The sequence below is a fragment of the Streptomyces sp. NPDC058307 genome, assembly GCF_042880295.1.
Classification (GTDB): Bacteria; Actinomycetota; Actinomycetes; order Streptomycetales; family Streptomycetaceae; genus Streptomyces.
On the sequence record NZ_JBHVYZ010000052.1, the window covers coordinates 31,501 to 58,163 of the forward strand.

General features: G+C 71.0%; 24 protein-coding genes. 14 read left to right on the forward strand and 10 right to left on the reverse strand.

All coding sequences use genetic code 11. The annotated features are described in order from the left end of the window. Positions 1 to 177: 177 nt before the first annotated feature. The 3 genes from ACFVYN_RS30410 (at position 178) to ACFVYN_RS30420 (ending at position 3,070) form a co-directional block, all read left to right on the forward strand. Positions 178 to 927, forward strand: a complete 750-nt coding sequence (locus ACFVYN_RS30410) for a hypothetical protein (protein ID WP_390004210.1) — start codon at positions 178 to 180, stop codon at positions 925 to 927. Between the two features lie 10 nt (positions 928 to 937). Continuing rightward, entirely contained in the window at positions 938 to 1,510 is a 573-nt protein-coding gene (locus ACFVYN_RS30415; protein WP_390004261.1) for an acyltransferase domain-containing protein, read from the forward strand. A 114-nt stretch (positions 1,511 to 1,624) separates the two neighbouring features. Beyond that, positions 1,625 to 3,070 carry an MFS transporter gene (locus tag ACFVYN_RS30420; RefSeq protein ID WP_390004213.1) on the forward strand — a complete coding sequence of 482 codons (1,446 nt, stop codon included), beginning with the start codon at positions 1,625 to 1,627 and terminating at the stop codon, positions 3,068 to 3,070. A 72-nt stretch (positions 3,071 to 3,142) separates the two neighbouring features. Here the strand turns inward: ACFVYN_RS30420 and ACFVYN_RS30425 are convergent, their stop codons facing one another. Further along, complete coding sequence (locus ACFVYN_RS30425; protein ID WP_390004216.1) at positions 3,143 to 4,330, reverse strand: magnesium and cobalt transport protein CorA; 1,188 nt, start codon at positions 4,328 to 4,330, stop codon at positions 3,143 to 3,145. A gap of 152 nt (positions 4,331 to 4,482) precedes the next feature. On the opposite strand from ACFVYN_RS30425, the gene ACFVYN_RS30430 reads away from it, so the two are divergent. After that, positions 4,483 to 5,598 carry a winged helix DNA-binding domain-containing protein gene (locus ACFVYN_RS30430; protein ID WP_390004218.1) on the forward strand — a complete coding sequence of 372 codons (1,116 nt, stop codon included), beginning with the start codon at positions 4,483 to 4,485 and terminating at the stop codon, positions 5,596 to 5,598. A 122-nt stretch (positions 5,599 to 5,720) separates the two neighbouring features. On the opposite strand, the gene ACFVYN_RS30435 is transcribed toward ACFVYN_RS30430, so the two are convergent. The 3 genes from ACFVYN_RS30435 to ACFVYN_RS30445 form a co-directional block, all read right to left on the reverse strand. Beyond that, positions 5,721 to 6,512 carry a S1 family peptidase gene (locus tag ACFVYN_RS30435; protein ID WP_390004221.1) on the reverse strand — a complete coding sequence of 264 codons (792 nt, stop codon included), beginning with the start codon at positions 6,510 to 6,512 and terminating at the stop codon, positions 5,721 to 5,723. A gap of 217 nt (positions 6,513 to 6,729) precedes the next feature. Then, positions 6,730 to 9,546, reverse strand: a complete 2,817-nt coding sequence (locus ACFVYN_RS30440; protein ID WP_390004223.1) for an AAA family ATPase — start codon at positions 9,544 to 9,546, stop codon at positions 6,730 to 6,732. A 163-nt stretch (positions 9,547 to 9,709) separates the two neighbouring features. Next, positions 9,710 to 10,540: a response regulator transcription factor gene (locus tag ACFVYN_RS30445; protein WP_390004226.1), complete on the reverse strand. Its 831-nt coding sequence runs from the start codon at positions 10,538 to 10,540 to the stop codon at positions 9,710 to 9,712. A gap of 116 nt (positions 10,541 to 10,656) precedes the next feature. On the opposite strand from ACFVYN_RS30445, the gene ACFVYN_RS30450 reads away from it, so the two are divergent. Together ACFVYN_RS30450 and ACFVYN_RS30455 are read left to right on the forward strand one after the other, a co-directional pair. Further along, positions 10,657 to 12,324 (forward strand): AMP-binding protein, encoded by a 1,668-nt coding sequence (locus ACFVYN_RS30450; protein WP_390004228.1) that lies wholly within the window; start codon positions 10,657 to 10,659, stop codon positions 12,322 to 12,324. 17 nt (positions 12,325 to 12,341) lie between these two features. Then, positions 12,342 to 13,928, forward strand: a complete 1,587-nt coding sequence (locus ACFVYN_RS30455; RefSeq protein ID WP_390004264.1) for an AMP-binding protein — start codon at positions 12,342 to 12,344, stop codon at positions 13,926 to 13,928. 387 nt (positions 13,929 to 14,315) lie between these two features. Here ACFVYN_RS30455 and ACFVYN_RS30460 read toward each other — a convergent pair whose 3' ends face one another. Beyond that, a complete protein-coding gene (locus ACFVYN_RS30460) occupies positions 14,316 to 14,996 on the reverse strand; it encodes a hypothetical protein (RefSeq protein WP_390004230.1) in 681 nt (226 codons plus the stop codon). Between the two features lie 183 nt (positions 14,997 to 15,179). On the opposite strand from ACFVYN_RS30460, the gene gcl reads away from it, so the two are divergent. Further along, positions 15,180 to 16,964, forward strand: coding sequence for a glyoxylate carboligase (gene gcl / locus ACFVYN_RS30465; RefSeq protein WP_390004233.1), 1,785 nt, complete (start codon positions 15,180 to 15,182; stop codon positions 16,962 to 16,964). A 227-nt stretch (positions 16,965 to 17,191) separates the two neighbouring features. Here the strand turns inward: gcl and ACFVYN_RS30470 are convergent, their stop codons facing one another. The 3 genes from ACFVYN_RS30470 to ACFVYN_RS30480 form a co-directional block, all read right to left on the reverse strand. Beyond that, positions 17,192 to 17,431: a hypothetical protein gene (locus tag ACFVYN_RS30470; RefSeq protein ID WP_390004236.1), complete on the reverse strand. Its 240-nt coding sequence runs from the start codon at positions 17,429 to 17,431 to the stop codon at positions 17,192 to 17,194. A gap of 440 nt (positions 17,432 to 17,871) precedes the next feature. Continuing rightward, complete coding sequence (locus tag ACFVYN_RS30475) at positions 17,872 to 18,765, reverse strand: 2-hydroxy-3-oxopropionate reductase (protein WP_390004239.1); 894 nt, start codon at positions 18,763 to 18,765, stop codon at positions 17,872 to 17,874. 47 nt (positions 18,766 to 18,812) lie between these two features. Beyond that, the gene (locus tag ACFVYN_RS30480; protein ID WP_390004241.1) at positions 18,813 to 19,670 is read right to left on the reverse strand and encodes a TIM barrel protein; all 858 of its coding nucleotides are present in this window, start codon (positions 19,668 to 19,670) and stop codon (positions 18,813 to 18,815) included. A 136-nt stretch (positions 19,671 to 19,806) separates the two neighbouring features. Between ACFVYN_RS30480 and ACFVYN_RS30485 the strand changes: the two genes are divergently transcribed. The 6 genes from ACFVYN_RS30485 (at position 19,807) to ACFVYN_RS30510 (ending at position 23,792) form a co-directional block, all read left to right on the forward strand. Further along, positions 19,807 to 20,058, forward strand: a complete 252-nt coding sequence (locus tag ACFVYN_RS30485; RefSeq protein WP_390004244.1) for a hypothetical protein — start codon at positions 19,807 to 19,809, stop codon at positions 20,056 to 20,058. Between the two features lie 47 nt (positions 20,059 to 20,105). Next, positions 20,106 to 20,414, forward strand: a complete 309-nt coding sequence (locus tag ACFVYN_RS30490; protein ID WP_352382529.1) for a helix-turn-helix domain-containing protein — start codon at positions 20,106 to 20,108, stop codon at positions 20,412 to 20,414. Positions 20,415 to 20,498: 84 nt separating this feature from the next. Then, entirely contained in the window at positions 20,499 to 21,011 is a 513-nt protein-coding gene (uraD, locus tag ACFVYN_RS30495) for a 2-oxo-4-hydroxy-4-carboxy-5-ureidoimidazoline decarboxylase (RefSeq protein ID WP_390004246.1), read from the forward strand. Positions 21,012 to 21,013: 2 nt separating this feature from the next. Beyond that, entirely contained in the window at positions 21,014 to 21,409 is a 396-nt protein-coding gene (gene uraH, locus ACFVYN_RS30500; protein ID WP_390004249.1) for a hydroxyisourate hydrolase, read from the forward strand. A 6-nt stretch (positions 21,410 to 21,415) separates the two neighbouring features. After that, on the forward strand, positions 21,416 to 22,312 hold the full coding sequence (pucL, locus tag ACFVYN_RS30505; protein ID WP_390004251.1) for a factor-independent urate hydroxylase: 897 nt from the start codon (positions 21,416 to 21,418) through the stop codon (positions 22,310 to 22,312). A 100-nt stretch (positions 22,313 to 22,412) separates the two neighbouring features. Beyond that, the gene (locus tag ACFVYN_RS30510; protein WP_390004254.1) at positions 22,413 to 23,792 is read left to right on the forward strand and encodes an 8-oxoguanine deaminase; all 1,380 of its coding nucleotides are present in this window, start codon (positions 22,413 to 22,415) and stop codon (positions 23,790 to 23,792) included. A 171-nt stretch (positions 23,793 to 23,963) separates the two neighbouring features. Here ACFVYN_RS30510 and ACFVYN_RS30515 read toward each other — a convergent pair whose 3' ends face one another. Further along, positions 23,964 to 24,773 carry a chitosanase gene (locus tag ACFVYN_RS30515; RefSeq protein ID WP_390004256.1) on the reverse strand — a complete coding sequence of 270 codons (810 nt, stop codon included), beginning with the start codon at positions 24,771 to 24,773 and terminating at the stop codon, positions 23,964 to 23,966. Then, positions 24,770 to 25,546 (reverse strand): helix-turn-helix domain-containing protein, encoded by a 777-nt coding sequence (locus ACFVYN_RS30520; protein ID WP_390004259.1) that lies wholly within the window; start codon positions 25,544 to 25,546, stop codon positions 24,770 to 24,772. The genes ACFVYN_RS30515 and ACFVYN_RS30520 overlap by 4 nt, the downstream gene beginning before the upstream one ends. 87 nt (positions 25,547 to 25,633) lie before the next feature. Here ACFVYN_RS30520 and ACFVYN_RS30525 point away from each other — a divergent pair, with 87 nt between their 5' ends. Continuing rightward, complete coding sequence (locus ACFVYN_RS30525) at positions 25,634 to 26,494, forward strand: NAD(P)H-binding protein (RefSeq protein ID WP_390004266.1); 861 nt, start codon at positions 25,634 to 25,636, stop codon at positions 26,492 to 26,494. The last annotated feature ends 169 nt before the right edge of the window (positions 26,495 to 26,663 follow it).

The window sequence follows — 26,663 nt, forward strand, 5'->3', positions numbered from 1 at the left end:
TGCTGATCGTGAGTTGACGACCGGGGGAGTGGCGGGCATGGGTGTGGTGCTGTCTGGGTGGGCGGTTGAGGTGACGTACCGGCAGGACACCGGACCCAACTACTCCTGCTCCTGACCCGCTCCGGCAGCAGACACACTCAGAAGCACAACAGTGAGCGACAGGAAGACAGCCGGACGATGGACCTGACGTCGAAGGTGGCCGCCCAGCCCGGAGCCGCCCCCATCGAGGGCCTGCCCGACGCCTGGCACTGGTCCCGCATGATCTTCAACTTCGACGCCGTCCTCACCCCGGACCACGAGCACCTGCTGGAGATGCGGGTCATGGGCTGCTACGACGCGACCCTGGCACAGGCCGTGCTGGCCTTCGCACGCGAGCACAGCACGGACATCACCGACAGTGGCCGGCCACTGGTGGCCCTGGGCGGGTTCACCTGCCCCGGCTGGGAGTTCGACACCGTCGCGGTCGTCGGCCCCGGCGTCCACGACAACCATGCCCAGGACGACGCCGACCTCCACAAGACCACCTGGACCCTCTTCCCCGGCTACCGCTGCGAGTTCTCCGGAACGGAGACGGAGGAAGAAGCCATCCACCTGTTCCGCCTGGCGCTCCAGCCGACCAAGCTCGACCGCGAGCGCGTCCCGTTCCTGCGGATGCGCTACGCCAACACCCGCACCGAGAGCCACAGCACCGGCCCTGACCGCGGCATCGCCCCCCTGCCCGTCCTGCTCAACGAACTGTCCCTGCTGGAGGGTGCCCCTGGCAGCTGGGTCGAGTGGGAAAACCGTCTCGGCGAGATCCTCAAGGCCCAGGCCGATCCCGCGACGGGCCTCACCCTGCACACCGCAGCCGGCGACCGCGGTATCACCAGCGAAGAACTGCTCGGCCTCGCCAAACAGTCCGTCGCGCACGCCGGCGAGGTCGCGTGATCCCCAGGAGCTGCACCGCACCCGCCACGCGCAGCCCGCGCTGTTCGTCTTGGAGTACGCGCTGGCCCAGCTCTGGCTGTCCTGGGGAGTGCGGCCCTCCGTGGTCCTGGGCCACAGTCTCGGGGAGCTGACGGCCGCCACCGTCGCGGGACTGTTCACGCCTGCCGACGCGGTCAAGGCGGTGGCCGCCCGGGCCCGGCTGATGGACTCCGTGGCCGCGTCCGGCGGAATGGTGGCGGTGCGCGCCGACGCGGACACGGTGCGGCCGCTCGTGGAGAAGTACGACGACCTCGCCGTGGCCGCGTACAACGCGCCGAGGCAGTGCGTCGTCTCGGGGGGCTCCGCCTCCCTGGATGAGGTCACCGCCGAGCTGCGCGCCCGTGGGGTGACGGTCACTGCGCGACTCGGGGGCCCGGCTGCTCTTCGTGGAGGAGGAGTACCACGCCACCGCGGTGCGGATCGCCGAGGAACTTCCGGATCTGCGGCATGTGGTGGGCATGGACGCCGGGGGACGGCGCGCGGCGGGCTACCTGACCTGGAAGCACGACCACCCCGATACCGACCTGGTTCCTCGCCGTCGTGAGGCTACGCAGCGTCCGGTGAGCCGGACAATTACCCATGAGGTAATCGACAGCATGACCCGGGCCACGGAGATTGGGGGCAGCCCTACACATTCGCACGAACGGGGAAGGACGCCGTGGCCGACGTAGACATCTCACGGAAAGCACGAGAACAACAGGGGGGCGACGCTCCCAGCCCGTTGGCCCTGCCGGTGATTCTGGCCGGTACCTTCATGGTCGTCCTCGACTTCTTCATCGTGAACGTGGCCATTCCCGCGGTGCAGCACGAACTCGACGCGGGCACCGACCAGGTGCAGCTGATCGTGGCGGGATACGGCCTGGCCTACGCGTGCGGGCTGATCACGGCCGGACGCCTCGGCGACGTGTTCGGCCGGCGCCGTCTCTACGTGCTCGGCCTGCTGCTGTTCACCGTGGCGTCCCTGGTGTGCGGGATCGCTCCGACCGCCTCGGTACTGGTGCTGGCCCGTGTGGTCCAGGGCGTGGGTGCGGCAGTGCTCTCCCCGCAGGTGCTGACCATCCTCGGGGTGGCCTATGCCGGCCCCGCCCGTGCCCGGGCCTTCACGGCGTACGGCATGGTGCTGGCCTCCGCCTCGGTCGGCGGTCAGCTGATCGGGGGGGCGCTGATCCAGGCCGACGTGGCCGGCCTCGGCTGGCGCAGCTGCTTCCTGATCAACGTGCCCATCGGCGTCGCGGCTCTGCTGCTGACGTCGCGGGTGGTTCCCGAGTCGCGCGCCCCGCAGAGCGGCCGGCTCGACATCCCGGGCGCCCTGGTGGTCACTCTCGGCCTGGTCGCGGTGGTGCTGCCGCTGGTCGAGGGCCGCGAGAAGGGCTGGCCCGTATGGACGTGGGTCTGCCTGGCACTGGCCCTGCCGCTGCTCGGGGTGTTCGCGTGGTATCAGCACAGGCTGAGGGCGCGCGGCGGCTCGCCCCTGATCGACCTCGTGCTCTTTCGCCAGCGTGCCTTCACCGTCGGCCTGGTCGCGGTGCTCGTCCTCTACTCGGGTGTGGCGTCCTTCTTCCTGGTGCTCGCTCTGTACCTGCAGCAGGGCCGGGGGCTGAACGCCCTGGATTCCGGGCTCACCTTCGCCGTGATGGGTGTCGGCTTCTTCGTCACGTCGCTGTCGGCCCGGAAGCTGGGCACGTGGCTGGGGAGGCAGGCGCTGGCGATCGGCGGGGTCGTGCTCGCAGTGGGCCAGCTGTGGCTGTTGCTGACCGTCTCCCACACCGGCGTCGGCGGGAGCATCTGGTCGCTCATGCCCGCTCTGCTGCTGGACGGCGCGGGCCTGGGCATGGTGATGGCGCCGCTCAATGCCATCGTGCTCGCGGGCATCGCGCCCCAGCTGGCCGGTGCGGCGGCCGGTGTGCTTACCACCATGATGCAGGTGGGCAACGCGATGGGGGTCGCGCTGATCGGAATCATCTACTACGGCCGGGCCGACGGCACGCCGAAGAGCACTGCCGCCGGACTGGACGCCGGACTGGTGTATCTGATCGCCCTCGCGGTGGTGCTGGCCGTGGCTATCCAACTACTGCCCGGGAAGCGCTCGGAACAGGCGGCGTGACCGCGTCACCTCGCGCAAAGCGACAGACAGGCCGGCGCCGGTCAGCGTGCCCCTCAGCGTCATTGCCTGACCTTAGAGCCAGTCCCGCCGCTTGAAAATTAGGTACAGGCTTACGCAAACTACCCCCATCAACCCGATCGCGAAGGGGTATCCGAAGCTCCAGCCCAGCTCCGGCATGTGATCGAAGTTCATGCCGTAGATCGTCCCGACCAGCGTCGGCGCGAACAGGATCGCCGCCCACGACGAGATCTTCTTGATCTCCTCGTTCTGTTCGAAGCCCGCCTCCGCCAACGCCCGCATCTCCGCGTTCTGTTGCTGGGTGACCAGGGTCGCGTTGACCGTGAGGATGTCGGCGAGGGCCTGGCGGAAGCCGTCGACTCGTTCGCTGGTGTGGGTGACGTGGTCGGCGACGTCCCGGAGGTAGCGTTGCAGTTCCTCGTCCGTGCCGTACTTCGTGAAGCCGGCCATCAGGGCGTGCAGCATGCCGACGAGGGGGCGGGTGGCGCGCTGGAACTCGACCATTTCGCGGGAGAGTTCGTAGATGCGGCGGGAGACCTCCGGGTCGCCGCGGAAGACCTCCGTCTCGATCTCGTCGATGTCGTTCTGGACGCCTGCCACGACCGGGGCGTAGCCGTCGACCACCGCGTCCAGGATGGCGTAGAGCACGGCCTCGGGGCCCAGCTTCAGCAGCTCCGGTGTCTTCTCCATGCGGTGGCGCACCGCGGACAGGTCGGGCGCCGCCCCGTGCCGGACCGTGATCACGAAGTCGGGGCCCACGAACATGTGCAGTTCGCCGAAGTCGACCTCCTCGGGGGCGTCCAGATAGCGGGCCGCCCGCAGGACGACGAAGAGCGTGTCGCCGTAGCGCTCCAGTTTGGGGCGCTGGTGGGCCTCCATCGCGTCCTCGACGGACAGGGGGTGCAGGTCGAACTCCTCGGCCAGGGAGAGGAGTTCGTTCTCCGGAGGGCGGACCAGGCCGATCCAGGCCATGCCGGACGGCTGTTCGCGCAGTTCGCGGAAGGTGTCCGCGAGCGTCACGGGGGAGGACACGCGCACGCCGTCCCGGTAGAGGGCCGCCTGGACGATGCTCGGCGGTTCCGTCGTCTCGGACGCGGGGGGTTCGCCCCCGGGTGCCCGGGTCCCCGGAGGCGCGGACGGCGGGGACAGGGCGCGGCGCCATGCGGACTTCCTGGAGCCCTTGGCGGCGGAGCCCTCGGCGGTGGAGCTCTTCGCGGCGGGGCGAGCGCGTCGCTCGGACATCGTGGCTGCCTCTCGCTCTCGGGCCGAGCCGATGTCGGCGTGATCACGGAGCAGGGTATACGGGGCAAATTACATCCCTCGGGAGGACCGTGCGGGGACACGGTGACAGTTGCGGACAGAAGCTGTCCGCAAGCACCTCTAGCGTGTTCCCCATGACGAAGACGACCGCGTCGGCCCCCGTGCTCGGCACCCGCGCCCTCAACCGCGCGACCCTCGACCGGCAGCTGCTCCTGCGCCGGTCCGGTCTGTCCGCGAAGGCGGCCGTCGGGCATCTCCTCGGCCTCCAGGCCCAGAACGTCAAGCCGCCGTACCACGCCCTCGCCGCCCGCCTCGACGGGTTCGCCCCCGAGGCGCTGTCGGAGCTGATGGCGGACCGCGAGGTCGTCCGGATCGTCACCATGCGCTCGACCATCCACACCCACACCGCCGAGGACTGCCTCACCCTGCGGCCGTTCGTGCAGCCCGCCCGGGACCGTGAACTCACCCACTTCCGCAAGGGACTTGAAGGCGTCGACCTCGACCGCCTCGCCGTCCTCGCCAGGGAGCTCGTCGAGAGCGAGCCGCGCACGATGAAGCAGCTGCGCGAGGCCCTGGTCGCCCAGTGGCCGGACGCCGATCCGCAGGCGCTCGCCGTAGCCGCCCGCTGCAAGCTGCCCCTCGTCCAGGTCACACCCCGCGGGCTGTGGGGCAGGAGCGGCCAGGTCGCGCTCACCACCGCCGAGCACTGGCTGGGCCGCCCCGCCGGACCCGCGCCCGCGCCGGAGGACGTCGTCCTGCGCTACCTCGCCGCCTTCGGCCCCGCCTCCGTCAAGGACATGCAGTCCTGGGCCGGCCTGACCCGCCTGCGCGAAACCTTCGAGCGGCTGCGCCCGCGGCTGCTCGCCCTCCGCGACGAGAGCGGAGTCGAACTCTTCGACCTCCCCGACGCCCCGCGCCCCGATGCCGACACCCCCGCCCCGCCCCGCTTCCTGCCGGAGTTCGACAACCTCCTGCTTTCCCACGCCGACCGCACCCGCGTGGTGCCGAAGGAGTACCGGGGCCGCAGCTGGCAGGGCAACCAGGCCTACCGCACGCTCCTCGTCGACGGCTTCCTCGCGGGCGTCTGGAGGCTCACCGGGGGCGAGCTCGTCGTCGAGCCGTTCGGCAAGCTCACCAGGGCGCAGCGGGAGGACGTCACCGCCGAGGGGGAGCGGATGCTCGCCACGCTGCACCCGGGAACGCCGTACGACATCCGGTTCGGGACGGTCGTACGGGGACAGCCGTCCTGAAAGAGTCGCCTCACTCATGCACGGACCGATCACATGGATAGGGGGCGCTGCGGGCCGCTCGTGGTGGCCCGCAACGCCCCCGGTCTCTCACCTGAGGGATGCTCAGGAGAACCTCTGGGGACCTATGAGTTGACCTGCGCGGTCACAAGGCTCGAGAAGGTGGTCAGCCGGGTGTAGACACCCGGGTAACCGGCCTCCGCGCAGCCCTCTCCCCAAGAAGTGATCCCTGCCAGGACGCCCCCGATGAGCAGGGGACCGCCGCTGTCGCCCTGGCAGGTGTCTGTGCCGCCGGAGGTGTATCCGGCGCAAACCATGTCGCTCGCCACGTAGGACGAACCGTAGGAGCTCCTGCAGCTGGAGTCGGACACGATCGGGACGGTCGCGGTCCGCAGCTGGTTGGAGGAGCTGCCGTTCTCCGAGGTGGTGCCCCAGCCGACGATGCGGGCCGTGGTGCCGGCCGCGTACACGCTGGTCTGGGAGGAGGAGACGTAGGACGCCTTGGTGTACGGCATCGACGTCGACAGGGTCAGCACGGCCACGTCGTCGCCGTTGGAGGCGTCCGTGTAGTCCGGGTTGATCCAGATCTTGCTGACCCGGCTGACCGTGCCGTTGGTGCCGTTGAGGTAGGTGCGGCCGCCGACGACTCGCACGCTGCCGGTGGTCTCGCCGACCATGCAGTGGGCCGCGGTGACGACCTTGGTCGCGGAGACCAGGGTGCCGCCGCAGAACTGGTTCTGGGAGGCGTCCGTGATCTGCATCATGAACGGGTACGAGGTCGTGGTCGTGGTCGTACCGCCGACGATGGGCTGGGGAGCGGCGACGGCGGTGGGGGCGCCGAGCAACGCGGTGGCGGCGGCAGCGGCGGTCGCCAGGGCCACGGCGCCGGCCTTCTTCGCACGGGTGGGACCGAACATCGGTGAGTCTCCTCAAGGAGTGCCGGTGGGGGGTCGCGCGGGTGTGGGGGGTAGTACACGGGGGTCGCGGGACCGACCCCCGTATGCCCGGGCGAGCGGCACGTTCATAAGCTAGAACGCGGGAGTTCCCGTTCCCAATGAGGGAACCCCCTAGGGGAGTTGGGCAGGGAAAACCCTCGGTCGGCCCTCAGGGGCCCTGCTGTGAACGGGCGTTGGGCTACGGTCGGCGGCCCGCCGCCAGCCGGACGATGTCCACCCGGGAGCGGATCCCGAGCTTGCGGTAGACCCGCGTGAGCGTCGCCTCGACCGTCTTCACGCTGATGAACAGCCGGGCGGCTATCTCCCGGTTGGTGGCGCCCTCCATCACCAGCGCCGCCACCTGACGTTCCATCGAGGCGAGCCCTTCGAGGCCGTCCAGTCCGTCCGACGCGACGGTGTGCGTGGGCTCCGGCTCCGCCGGCCGGGCCAGCGCGGCCGCCTCCACCTGCCGCAGCCACGGCAGCGCCCGGCAGCGCCGGAACAGCCGGGCCGCCTCGTCATACGACGTCGGACCGGGCCGTCGGGTGCGCAACCGGGCCAGCGCGAAGGCGGCGCGGGCCTCCTCCAGGCCGTACCCCAGCTTGGCGAGACGATCCTGTACCGACGTCAACTGCACCAGCGCGGCGTCGACTTCGCCCCGTGCCGCCCGCACCAGGGCCTCGGCCCGGTCAAGGACGGCGAGCACGCTCTCCCGGCCCAGCCGGAGCGCGTTCACCCGCGTCACGTCGATGACGTCCTGCGCCTCGCCGGTCTCCCCGATCCGTACGAGGGCCTCGGCGAGGTCGCCCTGCCAGCGGCCGCGCGCCGGGTCGGTGATGCCGAGGCCGTGCTCCAGCTCGCGCACCCGGCGCAGCGAACGGACCGCGCCCTGCGCGTCCCCGGCGACGAGCTGGGCGTACCCGAGGGCGGCCAGGCCCCGGGACTCGTACATCTGGTCGCCGTTCTCCTCGGCGTGGTCGACCGCCTCCCGGGCCAGTTCCAGCGCCCGCTCGACCTGGCCGCCCGAGGCCTCCGCGAGGGAGGCGAGCACGGCCGAGGCCACCTCGCCGATCCCGGTGTCCCGGGCCATCAGCAGGCTCTCCCGGGCCAGGTCGAGCGCCCGGCCGCAGTGCCCGGAGCGCAGCTCGGTCTCGGCCACCCCGCGCAGGAAGTGCACCTCGCTCTCGACGGAGCCGCGCCGCCGCACCTCGCGCAGCAGCGCGGTGACCGTCGCGCGGGCCTCGGGCAGCTGGTCGCTCATGATCAGCCAGCGGAAACGGGAGTACCCGGCGCCGTTGTGATGGCAGGCCACCCGCGGGTCCTGGGGCTCCTTCAGGGCGCGCTTGATGGTCGCGGGGGCGTCCGGATGGCCCATGAGGGTCTCCAGCTGGGCCTGGAAGGACAGCGCCATCAGCTCGTTGTAGCGGTCGCCGGCCCGCGCGGCCAGCGCCGCCGAGTGCGCCGCCTCACCGCGCGCCTCGTCGAAGTCGCCCTCGACGAGCAGGGCCCGCCAGGCCAGCTGGTAGCGGATCAGGGCGAGCAGCTCGGGGTCGTCGCCCGCGTCGGCCAGCGCCTGCGGGAAGACCGCGTCGACCTCCGTCATGGCGTGGCCCGCGGTGTCGATCACGATGATCCAGGCCCGCACCCGGTCCGCGGGCACGGTGGCCCGGGTGAGCACGTCCCGGGCGATGTCCCGGGCGAGGTCCAGCTCACCGGCGGTGATCGCGTCCTCGGCCGCCGTGAGCCGCCGTACGTCGGGAGCGGGGACGCTGTCGGCCGGGGTGTGCCGGGCCGACAGCAGCCCGAGGGAGGCGGCCATCGAGGGCGCGCCCCGGTCCCGGGCCAGGGCCGCGGCCTCGGCGAGCCGGGCGGCCACCTCGGGGTCGGTGCCGATGGTCGCGAGGGCCAGGTGGCGGGCCCGTTCGATCGGGTCGGAGGCGGCCGTGGACAGCGCCCGGTGCGCGTCCCGCCGTTCCTGCGCCGGCGCCTCCGCGTACAGCGCGGCCGAGATCAGCGGATGCGCGAAGCGTACGGCGGGACCCTCGGTCTCCGTCGCGAGCAGGCCCAGCGCGGCCGCCTGGGCCATCTCCGCCTCGGCGTCCCCGCGCCCTGCCGCGTGCAGCAGGGCCGGGGTGGGACGGGCGCCCGCGCTCGCCACCAGGAGGGTGCGCCGGGCCTCCTCGGAGAGCATCTGCAGTCGGCTGAGCACCAGGGCCCTGAGGGAGGTGGGCACGGGAAGCGGCTCGCCGGGGCGGGGCGGGGTCGGGTTCTCGCTGAGGGCGCGGCCGAGTTCCAGGGCGTAGAACGGGTTGCCGCCGCTGGTGCGGTGGATGTCCCGGACGGTGGAGCGCTGCAGTCCGGTGTAGCCGCGGTGGTCGAGCAGCGCGGCCACCTGGGCGCGGGTGAGCGGGTTGAAGCGGAGGGCGAGACTGTCCTGGGGCAACGCGCGTAGATGGCGGTCGTACTCGGGGCCGTCGGTCCGGACCGCGCACAGCATCCGCACCGGGATGTCGCCGAGCCTGCGGGCGGCGAAGCCGAGCAGTTCCAGGCTGGCGGGATCCAGCCACTGCATGTCGTCGGCGACGACCAGGACCGGCCCCTCGGCGGCCAGCGCACGCAGCGCCGACAGCACGGCCAGGCGCAGGGCGAGGCCGTCGCGCTGGAGGGTGGACTCGCCGCGGCCGGTCAGTGCCGATTCGAGCGCGGTGCGCTGGGCGGCGGGCAGCTTGTCGGACACGTCGTCGAGGACCAGGCCGAAGAGGTCGGCCAGGGCCAGGAAGGGGAGGTGGGATTCCGACTCGGTGGCCGAGCAGCGCAACACGGTGTGGGCCGCTTCGCCGTATTCCGTGGCCAGGGCGCGTAGCACGGTCGACTTGCCTATTCCGGCCGGGCCGTGCAGCAGCACGCTGCCGCCGCGGACCAGCTGCTCACGGGCCTGGACGAACAGCTCGTCCCGGCCGATGACCAGGTCGGGGCGACATCTCGCAGGCTCCTGGAAGTCGCGTGGCACGGTCACCGCTTCCCTCCCTGTGTCGTGTCCTGGCCAATATTAGGCAAGCTGCTCCGAAATTCGGCGGGAAGATGTGGTGAGTGAGATAACAACCGGTTCCGTATGGAGAAATTCAAAGCACCCATGAATGAATGGGATGTCTACGAATGTTACGGGAGCGGCCGGGTTGTCACGGGAGCAGTCCCGACCGGCGGGCGGCGACCACCGCCTCGCCACGCGTCCTGGCCCCGAGCTTGCGCATGGCCGACCGCAGATACGCCTTGACCGTCTCGGCACTCACGCCCAGTCTCTCCGCCGCCACCGCGTTCGTCGCCCCGGCCGCCACGCAGGCCAGGACGTCCAGCTCACGCGGGGCCAGCGAGACCCACCTGGAAGGCTCGGGATCGGTGGTCAGGAGCGCGCAGGCGTGGAGCAGTTCGGCCCGCAGCGCGGGATCGGTGATCCGCGGGGCCAGCGCCCGCAGCGCCAGGTGGGCCTCCCGGACCTGCTCCCACCCGGAGGCGTCATCGTGGCCGGGCTCGGCCCGTGCCGCCACCAGCACGTCCCGTGCCTCGTCGCCGACGACCAGCGCCTGCTCCACGTCCCGGGCCGCGTCCACCGCGGCGGTCAGCGTGCGGTCACCCAGCGGCCGGGCGTCCCGCAGGGCGCCGTAGAGCACGCCGCGCACCCGGCGCCGTACGACCACCGGCACGGCCAGCACCGAGCGCAGGCCCTCCGCGGCGACGGCGGCGTCGTACTCGTGGCTGATCTGCCGGGACAGGGAGTAGTCCGCCACGGCGCACGGGCGGGCCAGTGCGACGGTCCTGCCGCCGAGGCCGTTGCCCGAGGTCACCGCGAGGGCGAGGAGCGCGGTGGTGGCCGTACCGCTCAGCTCGCTGATCCGTATCTGCGGGCGCCCCGACTCCACCAGACCACCGAAGGCGACCGGAAGGCCCGTGGTGCGCCGCAGCCGCACGAGTGCACGCCGGATCTCCACCGCGCCGACCGGGTCCACCGTCACCTGTTCGTCCCTCCATCGCGGCACACACCCCCGTTCGGGGGTAGTGAGACCTGCATCACGGATTACACGATGGCAGAGAGCCGCCCGGCAAGGTCCGGTACGAGGAGGACACAAAGATGACGGCCACGGAGGACTTCCGCGGGGCGCGGGACTTCCTGCTGCAGCACCGCGAGGACTACGCCACGGCGTACGAGGGCTTCGCCTGGCCCCGCCCGCGACACTTCAACTGGGCGCTCGACTGGTTCGACGTCATCGCACGGGGCAACGACCGCATCGCCCTGCACATCGTCGAGGAGGACGGCAGCGAGGTCCGGCTGTCCTTCGCCGAGCTGGCCGAACGGTCCGACCGGGTCGCCAACCTGCTGCGCGAGCGCGGGGTGGAGGCCGAGGACCGGATCCTCGTCATGCTGGGCAACCAGGCCGAGCTGTGGGAGACGGCCCTGGCCGCCATGAAACTGCGTGCCGTCGTCATCCCGGCGACCCCGCTGCTCGGCCCCGCCGACCTGCGCGACCGCGTCGAGCGCGGCCGGGTGCGGCACGTCCTGGTGCGGGCCGAGGACGCCGCCAAGTTCGACGAGGTGCCCGGCGACTACACGCGCATCGCGGTCGGCGGCGTACCGGAGGGCTGGCAGCCGTACGAGGACGCCTACGCCGCCTCCGAGGAGTTCCTGCCGGACGGCCCGACCCTGGCCGACGACCCGCTGATGCTGTACTTCACCTCCGGGACGACGGCCCGCCCCAAGCTGGTCGAGCACACCCACACGTCGTATCCGATCGGGCACCTGGCGACCATGTACTGGATCGGTCTCCAGCCCGGTGACGTGCACCTCAACATCTCCTCGCCCGGCTGGGCCAAGCACGCCTGGTCCAACCTGTTCGCGCCGTGGAACGCGGAGGCGACCGTCTTCATCCACAACTACACGCGCTTCGACGCGGCCCGGCTGATGTCGGAGATGGACCGCGCCGGGGTCACGACCTTCTGCGCCCCGCCGACCGTGTGGCGCATGCTCATCCAGGCCGACCTGACCCAGCTGCGCCGGAAGCCGCGCGAGGTGGTGGCCGCGGGCGAGCCCCTGAACCCCGAGGTCATCGAGCAGGTCCGGCGGGCCTGGGGCGTCACCATCCGGGACGGCTTCGGCCAGACCGAGACGGCCGTGCAGGTCTCCAACAGCCCCGGGCAGGTGCTGAAGACCGGCTCGATGGGCCGCCCGAGCCCCGGCTACAAGGTGGAACTCCTCGACCCGGTGTCCGGCGCGCCCGGTGCGGCCGAGGGTGAGATCGCACTGGACCTGTCGGCCCGGCCGGTCGGCCTGATGACCGGCTACCACGGCGACCCGGACCGTACGGCGGAGGCGATGGCGGGCGGTTACTACCGGACCGGCGACGTGGCGTCGCGGGACGAGGACGGGTATCTGACCTACATCGGGCGCAGCGACGACGTCTTCAAGGCCTCCGACTACAAGATCAGCCCCTTCGAGCTGGAGAGCGCGCTCCTGGAGCACGAGGCGGTGGCCGAGGCGGCCGTCGTGCCGGCGCCGGACGAGCTGCGGCTCGCGGTCCCGAAGGCGTACGTCGTCCTTGCGGAGGGCTGGGAGCCCGGTCCCGACACGGCCAAGGTGCTCTTCGAGCACTCCCGGCAGACACTGGCGCCGTACAAGCGGATCCGGCGCCTGGAGTTCGGGGAGCTGCCCAAGACGGTGTCGGGCAAGATCCGGCGGATCGAGCTGCGTGAGGCCACGGCGGCGGGCTCGGACGCGGAGTACCGCGAGGAGGACTTCCGGTGAACTCGTACACGCACGCGGTGAACTCGTACACGCACGGCACCAGCGACACCGCACTGCTCGGCGACACGATCGGGGCCAACCTGGACCGGGCGGTGGCGACCTGGCCCGACCGGGAGGCGCTCGTCGACGTGCCGTCCGGGCGGCGTTGGACGTACGCGCAATTCGGCTCCGATGTCGATGAGTTGGCATCCTCGCTGCTCGCGTCCGGGATCGCCAAGGGCGACCGGGTCGGCATCTGGGCGGTCAACTGCCCCGAGTGGGTGCTCGTCCAGTACGCCACCGCCCGCATCGGCGCGATCATGGTGAACATCAACCCGGCGTACCGCACCCATGAGGTCGAGTACGTCCTCAACCAGGCGGGGATCTCCGTCCTCTTCGCCTCGCTCAGTCACAAGAGCAGTGACTACCGGGCGATGATCGACGAAGTGCGCGGCAGGTGCCGGGAGTTGCGCGAGGTCGTCTACATCGGCGACCCGAGCTGGGGGGAGTTGGTGGGGCGCGGCGACCGTGCGGCTGCGTATCCCGAACTGTCCTGCGACGACCCGATCAACATCCAGTACACCTCGGGCACCACGGGCTTCCCCAAGGGGGCCACTCTCTCCCACCACAACATCCTCAACAACGGTTATTTCGTAGGTGAGTTGATCTCCTACAGCGAGCAGGACCGGATCTGTATCCCGGTGCCCTTCTACCACTGCTTCGGCATGGTGATGGGCAACCTGGCGGCGACCTCGCACGGCGCCTGCATGGTGATCCCGGCCCCGTCCTTCGACCCGGCGGCGACACTGCGGGCGGTCCAGCAGGAGCGCTGCACCTCGCTCTACGGCGTCCCGACCATGTTCATCGCGGAGTTGAACCTCCCCGACTTCGCGACGTACGACCTCTCCTCCCTGCGCACCGGCATCATGGCGGGCTCGCCGTGTCCGGTGGAGGTGATGAAGCGGGTCGTCGCGGAGATGCACATGGCGGAGGTGTCCATCTGCTACGGCATGACGGAGACGTCCCCGGTGTCCTTGCAGACCCGCAGGGACGACGACCTGGAGCACCGCACCGGCACGGTCGGCCGGGTGCTGCCCCACCTGGAGGTCAAGGTCGTCGACCCGGCGACCGGGGTCACCCAACCCCGGGGCACCTCGGGGGAGTTGTGCACCCGTGGTTACAGCGTGATGCTCGGCTACTGGCAGGAGCCCGAGAAGACGGCGGAGGCCGTGGACGCCGGACGCTGGATGCACACCGGCGACCTGGCGATGATGCGCGAGGACGGGTACGTCGAGATCGTCGGCCGCATCAAGGACATGATCATCCGGGGCGGGGAGAACATCTACCCGCGCGAGATCGAGGAGTTCCTCTACGGCCACCCGAAGATCGCGGACGTCCAGGTGGTCGGCGTCCCTCACGAGCGCTACGGCGAGGAGGTGCTCGCCTGCGTCATCCCGCGGGACCCGGCCGACCCGCCGACCCTCGAGGACCTGCGCGGCTTCTGCGAGGGACGGTTGGCCCACTACAAGTTCCCGAGCCGGCTGAAGATCCTGGACGCCTTCCCGATGACGGTGTCCGGGAAGGTACGCAAGGTGGAGCTGCGGGAGACGTACGGTCGGGGGTGAGCACGCCGCCGGCCTGTGCCGGGCCCCGGTAGGGGCTCTCGCTACATCTCCGAGCTCGGCTCACCGAGCTCGGCCGGGAATGGGGCGCCCGGCAGCCGGTGCACGGCCTCTCGGCGGACGGCTCGTCGGGAAGCAGCCCCCTGCCCTACCCGCCGGCCGGTGAGCGGGCCGGGATTGCACCGGCCGGGGGGCCCTGCGCCTCGAACGCCGTGGGTCCGTCAGGTGGTGGTCCTGACCGGCCCCGGCCGGGTGCGGGCGTCGCCGGTCGTGTCGCTGACGACGGTCCGCGCGTCTTCGCCGAGCGTGATCGGGACGCGTCCACCCCGACCGTCCTGCCTCGGGGGCGCCGCCCCCGCTCTGGCCCGGCGCTGCCGAGTCGCCGAAGGCCTACGGCCCCTCCAGTTCGTCCGCCAGGCTGTTCGCCGGCTGCGGCGTGCCCGTCAGGTCCAGGACGAACAGGGGGACGCCGAGGGTGTCGGCGCTGGTGCGGGCCTCGGTGGTGTAGCCGGCCAGGGAGAAGTACACGCACCGCGCGGACTCCGTCATGGCCGTCAGCCACAGGCACTCCACGTCCCGCGGTGAGGCCGGCCGCACGGTCGGGTCCACCTGGGCCAGCAGCCCGCGGGCCGAGAGACCGATGCCGGACGGCGGCCGCTGGTCCGCGCGCCGGATGTCCTGGTAGCCGAGCCAGCGCAGATACAGCGCGGCAACGGTGACCGCGTCGCGCGCGGTGCGGATCGTGATCGGCTGGAAGGAGCGGCGCGGGGGAGCGGGGGCGTCCCCGTCCGGCTGCGCCGACGGGCACGTCTCCCCGGCCACCGCGATCCGCAGGACCGTCCCGCAGCCACAGCCCAGCTCCGGCTGCGGCCACTCGGCCTTGCGGCCGCAGACCGCGCACGCCACGGCGACCCACGCCTCGTCCCACACCTGGTGGGTGACGGCCGTGGGCACGCCGTGCCGGTCCAGCGGGAGACAGACGGGGGCGCCGCACTCGCACGGGTACGACGGCGCCGCGTAGAGGTGCTCGCGCCGGCAGACCGGACAGCGCACCGACACGCTCTCGGACATGGGCTCATCGTCCTCCAGGGCGTGCCCGGTTGTCCGCCTCTTGACGGTCTTCGCCCGCCCACCTACATTACTTCCAGATAGTAGAAAACATATTCCATTATACGGAAGTGCTCGCCGCGGGGCGCGACGGGAGTACGCATCCGACAGCCGAAGCAGTAGAAGCAGTCGAAGCAGGAGTACTCGATGGCTCGAATGACCGCTGCCCGCGCGGCAGTTGAGATCCTCAAGCGCGAAGGTGTCACGGACGCGTTCGGTGTCCCCGGCGCGGCGATCAACCCCTTCTATGCCGCGCTCAAGGCCTCCGGGGGCATCCACCACACCCTCGCCCGCCATGTCGAGGGCGCATCCCACATGGCCGAGGGGTACACGAGGACCTACCCGGGCAACATCGGCGTCTGCATCGGCACCTCGGGGCCGGCCGGCACCGACATGATCACCGGCCTGTACTCCGCGACCGGTGACTCGATCCCGATCCTGTGCATCACGGGCCAGGCCCCTACCGCCGTGATCCACAAGGAGGACTTCCAGGCCGTCGACATCGCCTCCATCGCGGGACCGGTGACGAAGATGGCGGTCACCGTCCTGGAGGCGGCCCAGGTCCCGGGCGTCTTCCAGCAGGCCTTCCACCTCATGCGCTCCGGCCGCCCCGGCCCGGTCCTCGTCGACCTGCCGATCGACGTCCAGCTCACCGAGATCGAGTTCGACCCCGAGACCTACCAGCCGCTCCCGGTCTACAAGCCGGTCGCGAGCCGCGCCCAGATCGAGAAGGCGCTCGGTCTCCTCAACGCCTCCGCCCGCCCGCTGATCGTCGCCGGCGGCGGTGTCATCAACGCCGACGCCGCCGAACTCCTCGTGGAGTTCGCCGAGTTGACCGGCGTCCCGGTCGTCCCGACCCTCATGGCCTGGGGCGTCCTGCCCGACGACCACGAGCTCAACGCCGGCATGGTGGGCCTGCAGACCTCGCACCGCTACGGCAACGCCACCTTCCTGGAGTCCGACTTCGTCCTCGGCATCGGCAACCGCTGGGCCAACCGCCACACCGGCAAGCTGGACGTCTACACGGCCGGCCGGAAGTTCGTCCACGTCGACGTGGAGCCCACCCAGATCGGCAGGATCTTCGCGCCCGACTACGGCATCGCCTCCGACGCCAGGGCAGCCCTGGAGCTCTTCGTCGAGGTGGCAAGGGAGTTGAAGGCGGCGGGCCGGCTCCCCGACCGCTCGGCCTGGGCGGCCTCGGCGCAGGAGAAGAAGGCGACCCTCCAGCGCCGTACGCACTTCGACGACATCCCCATCAAGCCGCAGCGTGTCTACGAGGAGATGAACAAGGCCTTCGGCCCGGAGACCCGGTACGTCTCCACGATCGGCCTCTCCCAGATCGCCGGCGCCCAGATGCTGCACGTCTTCAGGCCCCGGCACTGGATCAACTGCGGTCAGGCGGGCCCCCTCGGCTGGACGATCCCGGCCGCGCTGGGCGTCGCCAAGGCGGACCCCGAGGGACAGGTCGTGGCGCTCTCGGGCGACTACGACTTCCAGTTCATGCTGGAGGAGCTGGCCGTCGGGGCCCAGCACCGGATCCCGTACATCCACGTCCTCGTGAACAACTCCTACCTGGGCCTGATCCGCCAGGCCCAGCGCGCCTTCGACATCGACTTCCAGGTCAACCTGGAGTTCGAGAACGTCAACTCCCCGGAGCTGGGCGTCTACGGCGTCGACCACGTCAAGGTCGCCGAGGGCCTCGGCTGCAAGGCGATCCGGGTGACCGACCCGGCGGAACTGGGCGCCGCCCTGGAGCAGGCGAAGAAGCTCGCCGCCGAGTTCCAGGTCCCGGTGGTCGTCGAGGCCATCCTGGAGCGGGTCACCAACATCTCGATGTCGACGACGAACGACATCTCCAACGTGGTCGAGTTCGAGGAGATCGCGACGGAGCCGGCCCACGCGCCGACGTCGATCAAGCCGCTCAAAGTCTGACACCACACACGGGAAAGGGCGGTCCGACCGTTACGGTCGGACCGCCCTTTCCCGTGCCCGGCTCCCCCGAAGCCGTCCCCCGTCGCGGGACCCGCCGCCCCCGTGCCGGCGGGCCTCACCCCTAGAGAATGTGCCCGCGGCAGGGGCGGGGTGAAGCCCCTTGAATCATGTTCAGAGGTTGATTTGAGGGTTCCGTAGGCGGCCTACGACCGCTGCCGTATGCCCGCTCACTGCCCGTGGTGCTCGGACAGCCCCGGCCAGTCGTCGGGACCGCCGCCCTGCCACTCCACGATGTCGTCGTCCTCGACCTCGATCCGGTCCAGGTCGGCGAGCCGGAGCAGCTCCACGACGTCGTCCAGGTGCGAGGCGAGGCCGAGGCTCTCGTCGTCCGCGGTGACCCGTCGTGAGCCGTCCAGGGCCGGAGCGTGCACCACCACATGCGGATGCTGTATCGGATGTGCTGCCATGCCTTCAGCGTGCTGCGGCCGGAGGGAATCCGCACCCTGGTGACCGTGGCCGCCGCACGGCGAAGCGCCGGATACGGGACCGTCCGTATCCGGCGCTCTGTCTTCCTGCTTTTCCTGCCGGTCATTGCTTTGCCGGGACCGCGGCGGCGGCGACGGAACCGGGGCGCGCTCCTTCCCTCAGGTCGAAGAAGGAGGGTCCGGAACCTTCACCACCGCACTGGCTCGCGCGCCGCCGCGGTCCTCCCCCGACCGCACCCGGTACCGGGCGACCACCCCTCATCCGGGTCGCCCGGCGCGGCGGATGCGGTCGGGGAGTCTCAGTTCTCCACGCGGTCGAACCGGTGGAAGTGGTGTCCGGGCGGCGCCGTCGCCTGGGCGCGACAGGACAGATGTCAGCGGCGGCGCCGCCCGGAGTCTTCGGGAGGGGAGGGGAGCGCAGGTCAGACCTGGGCGCCGGACAGCCGCTCGACCGCCCGCAGCAGCGCCGAGTGGTCCAGCCCCCCGTCGCCCTGCGCACGCAGGCTGGCGACCAGCTGGGCGACCACGGCGCCGACCGGCAGGGCCGCCCCGACGTTGCGGGCGGCGTCGGTGACGATGCCCATGTCCTTGTGGTGCAGGTCGATCCGGAAACCCGGCTTGAAGTCGCGCTGGAGGAAGTTGTCCTTCTTGCGCGTCAGTACCGTCGAGCCGGCGAGACCGCCGCCCAGCACGTCCAGCGCGGCCTTGAGGTCCACGCCCGACTTCTCCAGGAAGACCACGGCCTCGGCGCACGCCTGGATGTTCACGGCGACGATCAGCTGGTTCGCGGCCTTCACGGTCTGGCCCGAGCCGTGCGGACCGCACAGCACGATGGTCTTGCCGAGCGCCTCGAAGACCGGCTCGGCCTCGTCGAAGTCGGCCTGCTCACCGCCGACCATGATGGACAGCACGGCCTCGATCGCACCGGCCTCACCGCCGGACACGGGCGCGTCCAAGACGCGGATGCCCTTGTCCCCGGCCGCCTTCGCCAGGTCGACCGAGGTCTGCGGGGTGATCGAGGACATGTCGATCAGCAGGGCACCCGAGCGGGCGTTGTCCAGGATGCCCTCGGGGCCGTACGCGATGGCCTCGACCTGCGGGGAGGCGGGCACCATCGTGATGATCACGTCGGCGTCCCGGACGGCCTCGGCGATGGAACCTGCGGCGGTGCCACCGGCGGCGGCCAGCCGGTCGAGCTTGTCCCGTTCGAGGGTGAAGCCGGTGACGTCGTAACCCGCCTTGACCAGGTTCTCGGACATGGGGGAGCCCATGATGCCGAGGCCGATCCAGGCGATCTTGGGGAGGGTGGTGGTCATGGGGTACCTCTCTGAAAGGGGCGAGCTGAAGGAGGGAGGGACCGGCGTCAGTTGGCGGCGCGGTGCTCCGCGGGCAGCCAGTCGAAGGCCTCGGCGCTGGGCCGGTCGCCGGGCTTGTACTCCAGGCCGATCCAGCCGTCGTATCCCGCCTTGCTCAGCTGTCCCAGCAGCTCCTCCAGCGGCAGAGTGCCGGTGCCGGGCGCACCGCGTCCCGGGTTGTCGGCGATCTGCACATGGCCGGTCTTCGGGGTGAACTCCTCGATCACCGCCGGCAGGTCCTCGCCGTTCATGGACAGGTGGTAGAGGTCCATCAGGAACTTCGCGTTGCCGAGGCCGGTCGCGGCGTTGACCTTGTCGACGATCCCCACCGCCGCGGGCGCGCTCACCAGCGGGTACAGCGGTGACTCGGGCTTGTTGAGGGCCTCGATCAGGAGGACGGCACCGATCCGGTCGGCCGCGCGGGCCGCGAGGACCAGGTTCTCCAGCGCGAGCGCGTCCTGCTCGGCCGGGTCCACGCCGTCGACACGGTTGCCGTACAGGGCGTTGAGCGCGGTGGCGCCCAGTGATCCGGCGAAGTCGGCGGCCACGTCGATGTTGGCGCGGAACCGCTCCGACTCCTCGCCGGGCAGGGACAGGGCGCCGCGGTCGGGGCCCGGCAGCCGGCCGGCGTAGAAGTTCAGGCCCGTGAGCCGTACGCCCGCGTCCTCGATCGCCTTCTTCAGGGCGTCGAGTTCGGACCGCGCGGGGGTGGGGGTGTCGATCCAGGGCCACCACAGCTCGACCGCGGTGAAGCCGGCCGCGGCGGCTGCCGCGGGGCGCTCCAGGAGCGGGAGTTCCGTGAAGAGGATCGACAGATTGACGTTGAAGCGATGGTCTGCGGCTGTGCTCGACTCAAAAGCTGTCATCGCGGGACGCTCCCTTCCGTGGCGAGTGTTTCCGTAATGCGGAAGTTAGTTTCTGCTTATTGGAAGATTGCCGTCGGGTCGAAGGCGTTGTCAAGAGGGCCCGACGGAAAACGGCACCGCGGGTTAGGTTGTGCGCGTGCGATTGAGAGTGGAGTTCACGACCGAACCCTTCGACCTCGACGAGGCCCCGGCGCACGCGCTCGTGGCCCGTGAGGTCATCGAGGCCGCCGACCTGGACGCGGTGGACGTCGGCCCGTTCGGCAACACGGCCGAAGGCGGTGTCGACGAGGTGCTCGCCGCCGTGGACGCCCTGCTGCGCAGGACCCTGGCCAACGGTGCCACCCGGATCTCCCTCCAGGTGAACGTGGTCGGGGAGGCCGGCGCGTGAGCAGTGACGAGCCGTTCATCGCGGCGGTCAAGCCCCTGATCGACGCCATGGGCGGCGAGATGGTCCCGCCCGACGAGGCCGGCCCCGACGACGTCGTGCTCTCCTGGGAGGGCGCCGACGTGGTCGCCGTACGACTGCCGCAGCTCGCGGACTCCCTCGATCACATCCTGGCCGCCATGGAGCGCAAGCAGGGCAAGCCGCTCGCCGACCTGGACCGCAAGGCCAAGCAGGAGGTCGTACGCATACTCGAGGCGCGTGGCGCCTTCTCCGTACGGCATGGCGTGGAGACCGTGGCGAGCGCCCTCGGGGTGAGCCGCTTCACGGTCTACAACTACCTGAACCGGGACAAAGCGTAGGCTGCGGACCCTGCCGGGTTTCGTAACCGCGAATTTTCAACAAAGTGTTGACGTGATGTCGCGTGGGGGCGTTAGCTGACTCCCGTGACTTCGACTTCCACGTCCCCCGGCCTGGCCCGGTTCAACGTCCTGGAGGAGCACGCGGCCCATGCCGTCCTCCTCGAGGCGTGCGCCTCGACGGCGTGGGCTCGTCGGCTGCTCGCCGCCCGCCCCTACGCGACCGCGGAAGACCTCTACGCCACCAGCGACGCCGCGATGGCCGAGCTGACCGCCGACGACCTCGCCGAGGCGATGGCCCAGCACCCCCCGATCGGCCGCCCCAAGCCCGGCGACCCGACCTCCGCCCGCGAGCAGCGCGGCATGGCCGGCGCCTCCGAGGAGCTCAGGGCGTGGATGCTGGAACTGAACCTGGCGTACCAGGAGAGGTTCGGCCATGTCTTCCTGATCTGCGCGACCGGCCGCACCGCCGAGCAGATGCGCGACGCGGTCGAGGAACGGATCGGCAACGCGCCGGAGCGGGAACGCGAGATCGTCCGCACCGAGCTGGGCAAGATCAACCGTATCCGGCTCGCCCGCATCGTCGAAGAGGACGCCTGACCATGAGCACGAGCACCACCCCGTCCGTGTCCACGCACATCCTGGACACCAGCGTCGGCCGGCCCGCCGAGGGCGTCCCCGTCCAGCTCGCGGCCCGCAGCGGCCGGGACGCCGACTGGCAGGCGCTCGGCGGTTCCGCGACCGACGCGGACGGGCGGTGCAAGGACCTGCCGGCGCTGCCGGAGGGGACCACCCACGTACGGCTCGACTTCGCCGTGGAGCCGTATTTCCTGAAGAAGCAAGCCGATGCGCAGCAGGACGCCCCCGCGAATCGGGACAGCGGTGCCGGTGTGTTCTTCCCGGAGGTGGCGATCACGTTCGCCGTCGAGCCGGGCGAGCACTATCACGTACCGCTGCTGCTCAATCCGTTCGGCTACTCCGTATACCGAGGGAGCTAGCTAGAGATGCCCACCATTCTGGGACAGAACCAGTACGGCAAGGCCGAGAACCGAGTCGTCAGGATCACGCGGGACGGCGCCACCCATCACATCAAGGACCTCAACGTCTCGGTGTCGCTGAGCGGCGACATGGACGAGGTCCACTACTCCGGCTCCAACGCCCACGTGCTGCCGACCGACACCACCAAGAACACGGTGTACGCCTTCGCCAAGGAGCACGGCATCGAGTCCGCCGAGCAGTTCGGCATCCACCTCGCCCGGCACTTCGTGACGAGTCAGGAGCCGATCAGGACCGCGCGGATCCGCATCGAGGAGTACACCTGGGAGCGGATCGAGACGCCCGGCGAGGACGCCCACTCGTTCGTCCGCCAGGGCCAGGAGACCCGCCTGACCCAGATCACCTACGACGGCACCTCCTGGGAGGTCGTCTCCGGTCTCAAGGACCTCACGGTGATGAACTCGACCAACTCCGAGTTCTGGGGCTACGTCAAGGACAAGTACACGACCCTGCCCGAGGCGTACGACCGCATCCTGGCCACCCAGGTCGCCGCCCGCTGGCGCTTCAACTGGTCCGACGACGAGCAGGAGATGCCCAACTGGGAGGAGTCCTACGAGCAGGTGAGGACGCACATGCTGCAGGCCTTCGCCGGGACGTACTCGCTCTCGCTCCAGCAGACCCTGTACCAGATGGGTTCGCGGATCATCGAGAACCGCGGTGAGATCGACGAGGTCCGCTTCTCACTGCCCAACAAGCACCATTTCCTGGTCGACCTGGAGCCGTTCGGCCTCAAGAACGACAACGAGGTGTACTTCGCCGCCGACCGGCCCTACGGCCTGATCGAGGCGACCGTCCTGCGGGACGGCGTCGAGCCGAGGATCCCGGTGGACCTCACCAACCTCTGATCAACTCCATCCGCGGCACCCGCGGCCCGCCTGTGCGGGCCGCGGCACTCAAATCCCCGGGTCCTGCCGTGCCCACTCCGCACAGTGAAGGAGACGCATCATGGCAGCAGCCCAGCGCATCGTCATCGAGAACTGTTCGATCGCGACGGTCGACGCCGACGACACGGAGTACGCCTCCGGGTACCTGGTCATCGCCGGCAACCGCATCGAGTCGCTCGGCGCGGGCAGGGCCCCCGAGGGCCTGGAGAACGTCGACCGCCGTATCGACGCCACCGGCCACCTGGTGACCCCCGGCCTGGTCAACACCCACCACCACTACTACCAGTGGATCACCCGGGGCCTCGCGACCGACCACAACCTCTTCAACTGGCTCGTCGCCCTCTACCCGACCTGGGCGCGGATCGACGAGCAGATGGTCTACGCGGCCGCCCAGGGCTCGCTCGCGATGATGGCCCGCGGCGGCGTCACCACCGCCATGGACCACCACTACGTCTTCCCCGCCGGCTCCGGCGACCTGTCCGGCGCGATCATCCGCGCCGCCCGCGAGACCGGCGTCCGCTTCACCCTCGCCCGCGGCTCCATGGACCGCAGCGAGAAGGACGGCGGTCTGCCCCCGGACTTCGCCGTCGAGACCCTGGAGGGCGCCCTCGCCGCGACCGAGGCGACCGTCAAGGAGCACCACGACTCCTCCTTCGACGCGATGACCCAGGTCGCCGTCGCCCCCTGCTCACCCTTCTCCGTCTCCACCGAACTTCTGCGGGAAGGCGCCGAGTTGGCCCGCCGCCTCGGCGTACGGCTGCACACCCACGGCTCGGAGACCGTCGAGGAGGAGCAGTTCTGCAAGGAACTGTTCGGCATGGGCCCCACGGACTACTTCGAGTCCACCGGCTGGCTCGGCGAGGACGTGTGGATGGCGCACTGCGTCCACATGAACGACTCCGACATCGCCGCCTTCGCCCGTACGAAGACGGGCGTGGCCCACTGTCCCTCCTCCAACGCCCGTCTGGCCGCGGGGATCGCCCGGGTCCCGGACATGCTCGCGGCCGGTGTCCCGGTCGGCCTCGGCGTCGACGGCACGGCGTCCAACGAGTCCGGCGAACTCCACACCGAGCTGCGCAACGCCCTGCTCATCAACCGCCTCGGCGCCCACCGGGAAGCGGCTCTCAACGCCCGCCAGGCCCTGCGCCTGGGCACCTACGGCGGCGCCCAGGTCCTGGGCCGCGCGGCGGAGACCGGCTCCCTGGAGGCGGGCAAGCTCGCCGACCTGGTGCTGTGGAAGCTCGACACCCTCGCCCACGCCTCGATCGCCGACCCGGTGACCGCGCTGGTCTTCGGCGCGGCGGCACCGGTCACCGCCTCGTTCGTGAACGGTCGTCAGATCGTGCAGGACAGCCGCCTGTTGCACGTCGACGAGGACGCCGTCGCGCGCTCCACGCGGGAACAGGCCCAGCGCCTCGCCCGAATCGCCGCCCAGGGCTGACCACTTCACCAGAACTCCGGTCGGGAGGGACGGCTCCCGGCCGGCAGCCGTGGACCCCGCGTTCCGGGTTCCACGGCGGCCGTGCCCGGGGCGCGTGTTGGACGCACGCGCCCCGGAACGGTCTCCGTTCCCGGCACAGGAGGTCACCCACCCCATGGACGCCGTCCCCGCTCAGCCGATCTCGTAACTGTCCCCGTACACCTTCCACTTGAGCGGCGGGTCCAGGTCGAGATTGCCCTGCTCCAGGAAGACCCGCTGAGCCGTCTCGACCCGGCTGACGTCACTGTGCGCCGCCTCCTGCCTCATCGCCCACACCCGGGCGTCCAGGAAGGCGTGCAGGTAAGGGGTCTCGTCGCCGCCGTCCGCGGGGGTGTCCGCGCCCCTGCGCGCCCGGTCGCGGATGCCGCCGAAGCTCAGGGCGTCGGTGCCGGGGCCGTGCATGACCATCGCGTCGTAATAGACGAACTGGCCGAGTGTGCCGAGACCGTCCTTCCTGGCCCGCGCGACCGCCGGGTCGAAGTAACCGCGGTCCCGCTCGTCCCGCTGTGCCTGGCGGAACGCGGAGGTCTCCGCCGCCGTCCGCCAGGCCGGGACGAAGCCCGGGTCCAGCCCGCCGTGCGAGTCGGTGCCGTCCACCGCGCGCAGGGCGGGCAGATACGGGGCCAGCGGATTGCCGGGGACCCGCTGCGTGTACAGCTCGACCAACGCCAGCAGGTCGCTCGTACCGGAGCAGAAACCGATGATGCCGGCGGTGTAGCCGCGGCCGTCCCCGATGTCCTCGATGTAGGAGTACTGCGCCTGCCAGTCCAGCGAGGAGTTCTCCGCGCTGGACACCAGCCGCATCGCGAGGTCCTTCTTGACCGGGTCGTCGAGCCCGGTCGGGCCCGCGGCACCGGCGGTCGGCCACCGGGAGCTCAGTACTCCGGCTCCGAGGGCGGCGAGCAGGGTGCGGCGGGCGGCGGTTGTGTCGAATCGCATCATCGTGTGTCGATCGCCTGGCAGGAGCGGGGAGCGGGAAGCCGTCCGGTGAAGTAGGAGCGCGGAGGGACGCCCATCAGGGTGCGGAAGTCGGACGTCATGTGGGACTGGTCGTAGTAGCCGGTGACGGCGGCCAGTTCCGCCGAGGCCAGCTCCGAGGCGTTGGCCAGCACCGCGCGGACGCGGTCGATGCGGGCGTAGTGCTTGGGTGAGAGCCCGACACCGTCGCTGAAGAGGTTGCGCAACTGACGCTCGCTGACGGCGAGTTCACGAGCCACCTCGCTGACCTGACCTGGTAGGTGACCCGAACGGACGGACAGTGCGGCGACCGCGGACCGCAGCAGTTCGGCGCGTGCCCCGTCGGCCGCGGTGGGCAGCCGGTCCGGGAGGACGTCCGCGAGCCGGGCGACCACGTCCTCGGGCTCCAGCCGCCCGAGCTCGTACGCCAGTCGTCGCGCAGTCGGGCCCGGCAGTGCGCCCAGCGGCACGATCCGTCCGACGAGGTCGACCGCGGGGACGCCCAGCAGCGGGCGGGTCGTGCCGGGCGCGAGACGTACCTCTACGCAGGACACGTCCGTCTTGCCCTCGTGATACGTGGCCCGGGCGCGGGGCCCCGACACCAGCAGGGTGGGCCGGCCCCGCGCCTCGCTGCGGACGATCACCTTGGTCGAGGGATCCGGCACCTGGACGAACGGCTCCCGCGGATCCGCCGCCACGGCCAGAGCCCCGATCCCGGCGATCCACGGACCCAGTTTCTCGGAGACGGAGTTGGTCACGTCTCCACCGTAAGCGCGGGGCCGGGAGGTCGGGGCGCGCGAAACGTGCCGGAATTTCCTATCGGCCGGGCCGGTGCGGCGCCCACCGTGGTGGCCATGATCCTGGTCACGGGTGCCACGGGCACCATCGGAAGTGATGTCGTACGACGGCTGGTGGCGCGCGGCGAGAAGGTGCGCGCGCTCACGCGGGACCCGGGCGGGGCCCAGTTGCCGCCGGGGGTGGAGGCGGTCCGGGGGCACCACCGCGACCTCGACTCGGTGGCGGCGGCCATGGCGGGCGCCGACGCCGCCTTCCTCGTGGGCGTCTTCGGTCCGGAGGACGCCGACAGCGACGGGGGGATGGTGCGGGCGGCCCGGGCGGCGGGCGTACGGCGAGTGGTGAAGCTCTCCGCGATCAGTGCGGGGGATCCCAGGACGGGGCTGGGCGGTATCGCGCACGGACACGGTGAGGAGGCGGTCCGGGAGAGCGGCCTGGAGTGGGTGATCCTGCGGCCGTCGGCCTTCGCGTCGAACACCTTGAGCTGGGCCGAGGCGATCCGCTCGGGTGAGCCGGCGCCGAACATGCTGGGCGTGGGCCGGCAGGGGGTCGTGGACCCGCGGGACGTCGCCGAGGTCGCGGTCGCGGCGCTGGTCGATGCCGGGCATGTGGGGCGGACGTACACCCTGACCGGCCCCGAAACGCTCAGCCCCCAGGACCAGGCGGCCGTGCTGGGGGAGGTGCTCGGCGGCCGGGTGGAACTCCGTGACCTGACCCCGCCCCAGACGCGTGAACTGCTGGTCGCCTCGGGCTGGAGCGAGCAGGCGGCGCAGGGACTGCTGCGCAGCGTCCGCTTCGTGGCCGAGGGCGGCAACGCGGTGGTCACCGGGGACGTGGAGGAGGTGCTGGGGCGACCGGCGCGGACCTACCGGGAGTGGGCGCGGGAGGTGTTCGGCGGGGGAGGAGGCTGACGGTTGTGTGTCGGCTGCGGGCCGGTGGGGGTTGGTCGCGCAGTTCGCCGCGCCCCTAGGTGGTGCGGCCGCGGCCGCAAGGGGGTCTTCGGTGGGGGTTGGTCGCGCAGTTAGCCGCGCCCCTTCGTGGTGCGCCGTGACTGCACCCACCAGGGGCGCGGGGAACTGC

Excerpts from the sequence above, each read along its gene's own strand:
- ACFVYN_RS30410 (WP_390004210.1), top strand. The coding sequence starts at position 178 with ATGGACCTGACGTCGAAGGTGGCCGCCCAGCCCGGAGCCGCCCCCATC.
- ACFVYN_RS30425 (WP_390004216.1), bottom strand. The coding sequence starts at position 4,330 with ATGTCCGAGCGACGCGCTCGCCCCGCCGCGAAGAGCTCCACCGCCGAG.
- ACFVYN_RS30430 (WP_390004218.1), top strand. The coding sequence starts at position 4,483 with ATGACGAAGACGACCGCGTCGGCCCCCGTGCTCGGCACCCGCGCCCTC.
- ACFVYN_RS30435 (WP_390004221.1), bottom strand. The coding sequence starts at position 6,512 with ATGTTCGGTCCCACCCGTGCGAAGAAGGCCGGCGCCGTGGCCCTGGCG.
- ACFVYN_RS30450 (WP_390004228.1), top strand. The coding sequence starts at position 10,657 with ATGACGGCCACGGAGGACTTCCGCGGGGCGCGGGACTTCCTGCTGCAG.
- ACFVYN_RS30460 (WP_390004230.1), bottom strand. The coding sequence starts at position 14,996 with ATGTCCGAGAGCGTGTCGGTGCGCTGTCCGGTCTGCCGGCGCGAGCAC.
- gcl (WP_390004233.1), top strand. The coding sequence starts at position 15,180 with ATGGCTCGAATGACCGCTGCCCGCGCGGCAGTTGAGATCCTCAAGCGC.
- ACFVYN_RS30470 (WP_390004236.1), bottom strand. The coding sequence starts at position 17,431 with ATGGCAGCACATCCGATACAGCATCCGCATGTGGTGGTGCACGCTCCG.
- ACFVYN_RS30475 (WP_390004239.1), bottom strand. The coding sequence starts at position 18,765 with ATGACCACCACCCTCCCCAAGATCGCCTGGATCGGCCTCGGCATCATG.
- ACFVYN_RS30480 (WP_390004241.1), bottom strand. The coding sequence starts at position 19,670 with ATGACAGCTTTTGAGTCGAGCACAGCCGCAGACCATCGCTTCAACGTC.
- ACFVYN_RS30490 (WP_352382529.1), top strand. The coding sequence starts at position 20,106 with ATGGGCGGCGAGATGGTCCCGCCCGACGAGGCCGGCCCCGACGACGTC.
- uraH (WP_390004249.1), top strand. The coding sequence starts at position 21,014 with ATGAGCACGAGCACCACCCCGTCCGTGTCCACGCACATCCTGGACACC.
- pucL (WP_390004251.1), top strand. The coding sequence starts at position 21,416 with ATGCCCACCATTCTGGGACAGAACCAGTACGGCAAGGCCGAGAACCGA.
- ACFVYN_RS30510 (WP_390004254.1), top strand. The coding sequence starts at position 22,413 with ATGGCAGCAGCCCAGCGCATCGTCATCGAGAACTGTTCGATCGCGACG.
- ACFVYN_RS30515 (WP_390004256.1), bottom strand. The coding sequence starts at position 24,773 with ATGATGCGATTCGACACAACCGCCGCCCGCCGCACCCTGCTCGCCGCC.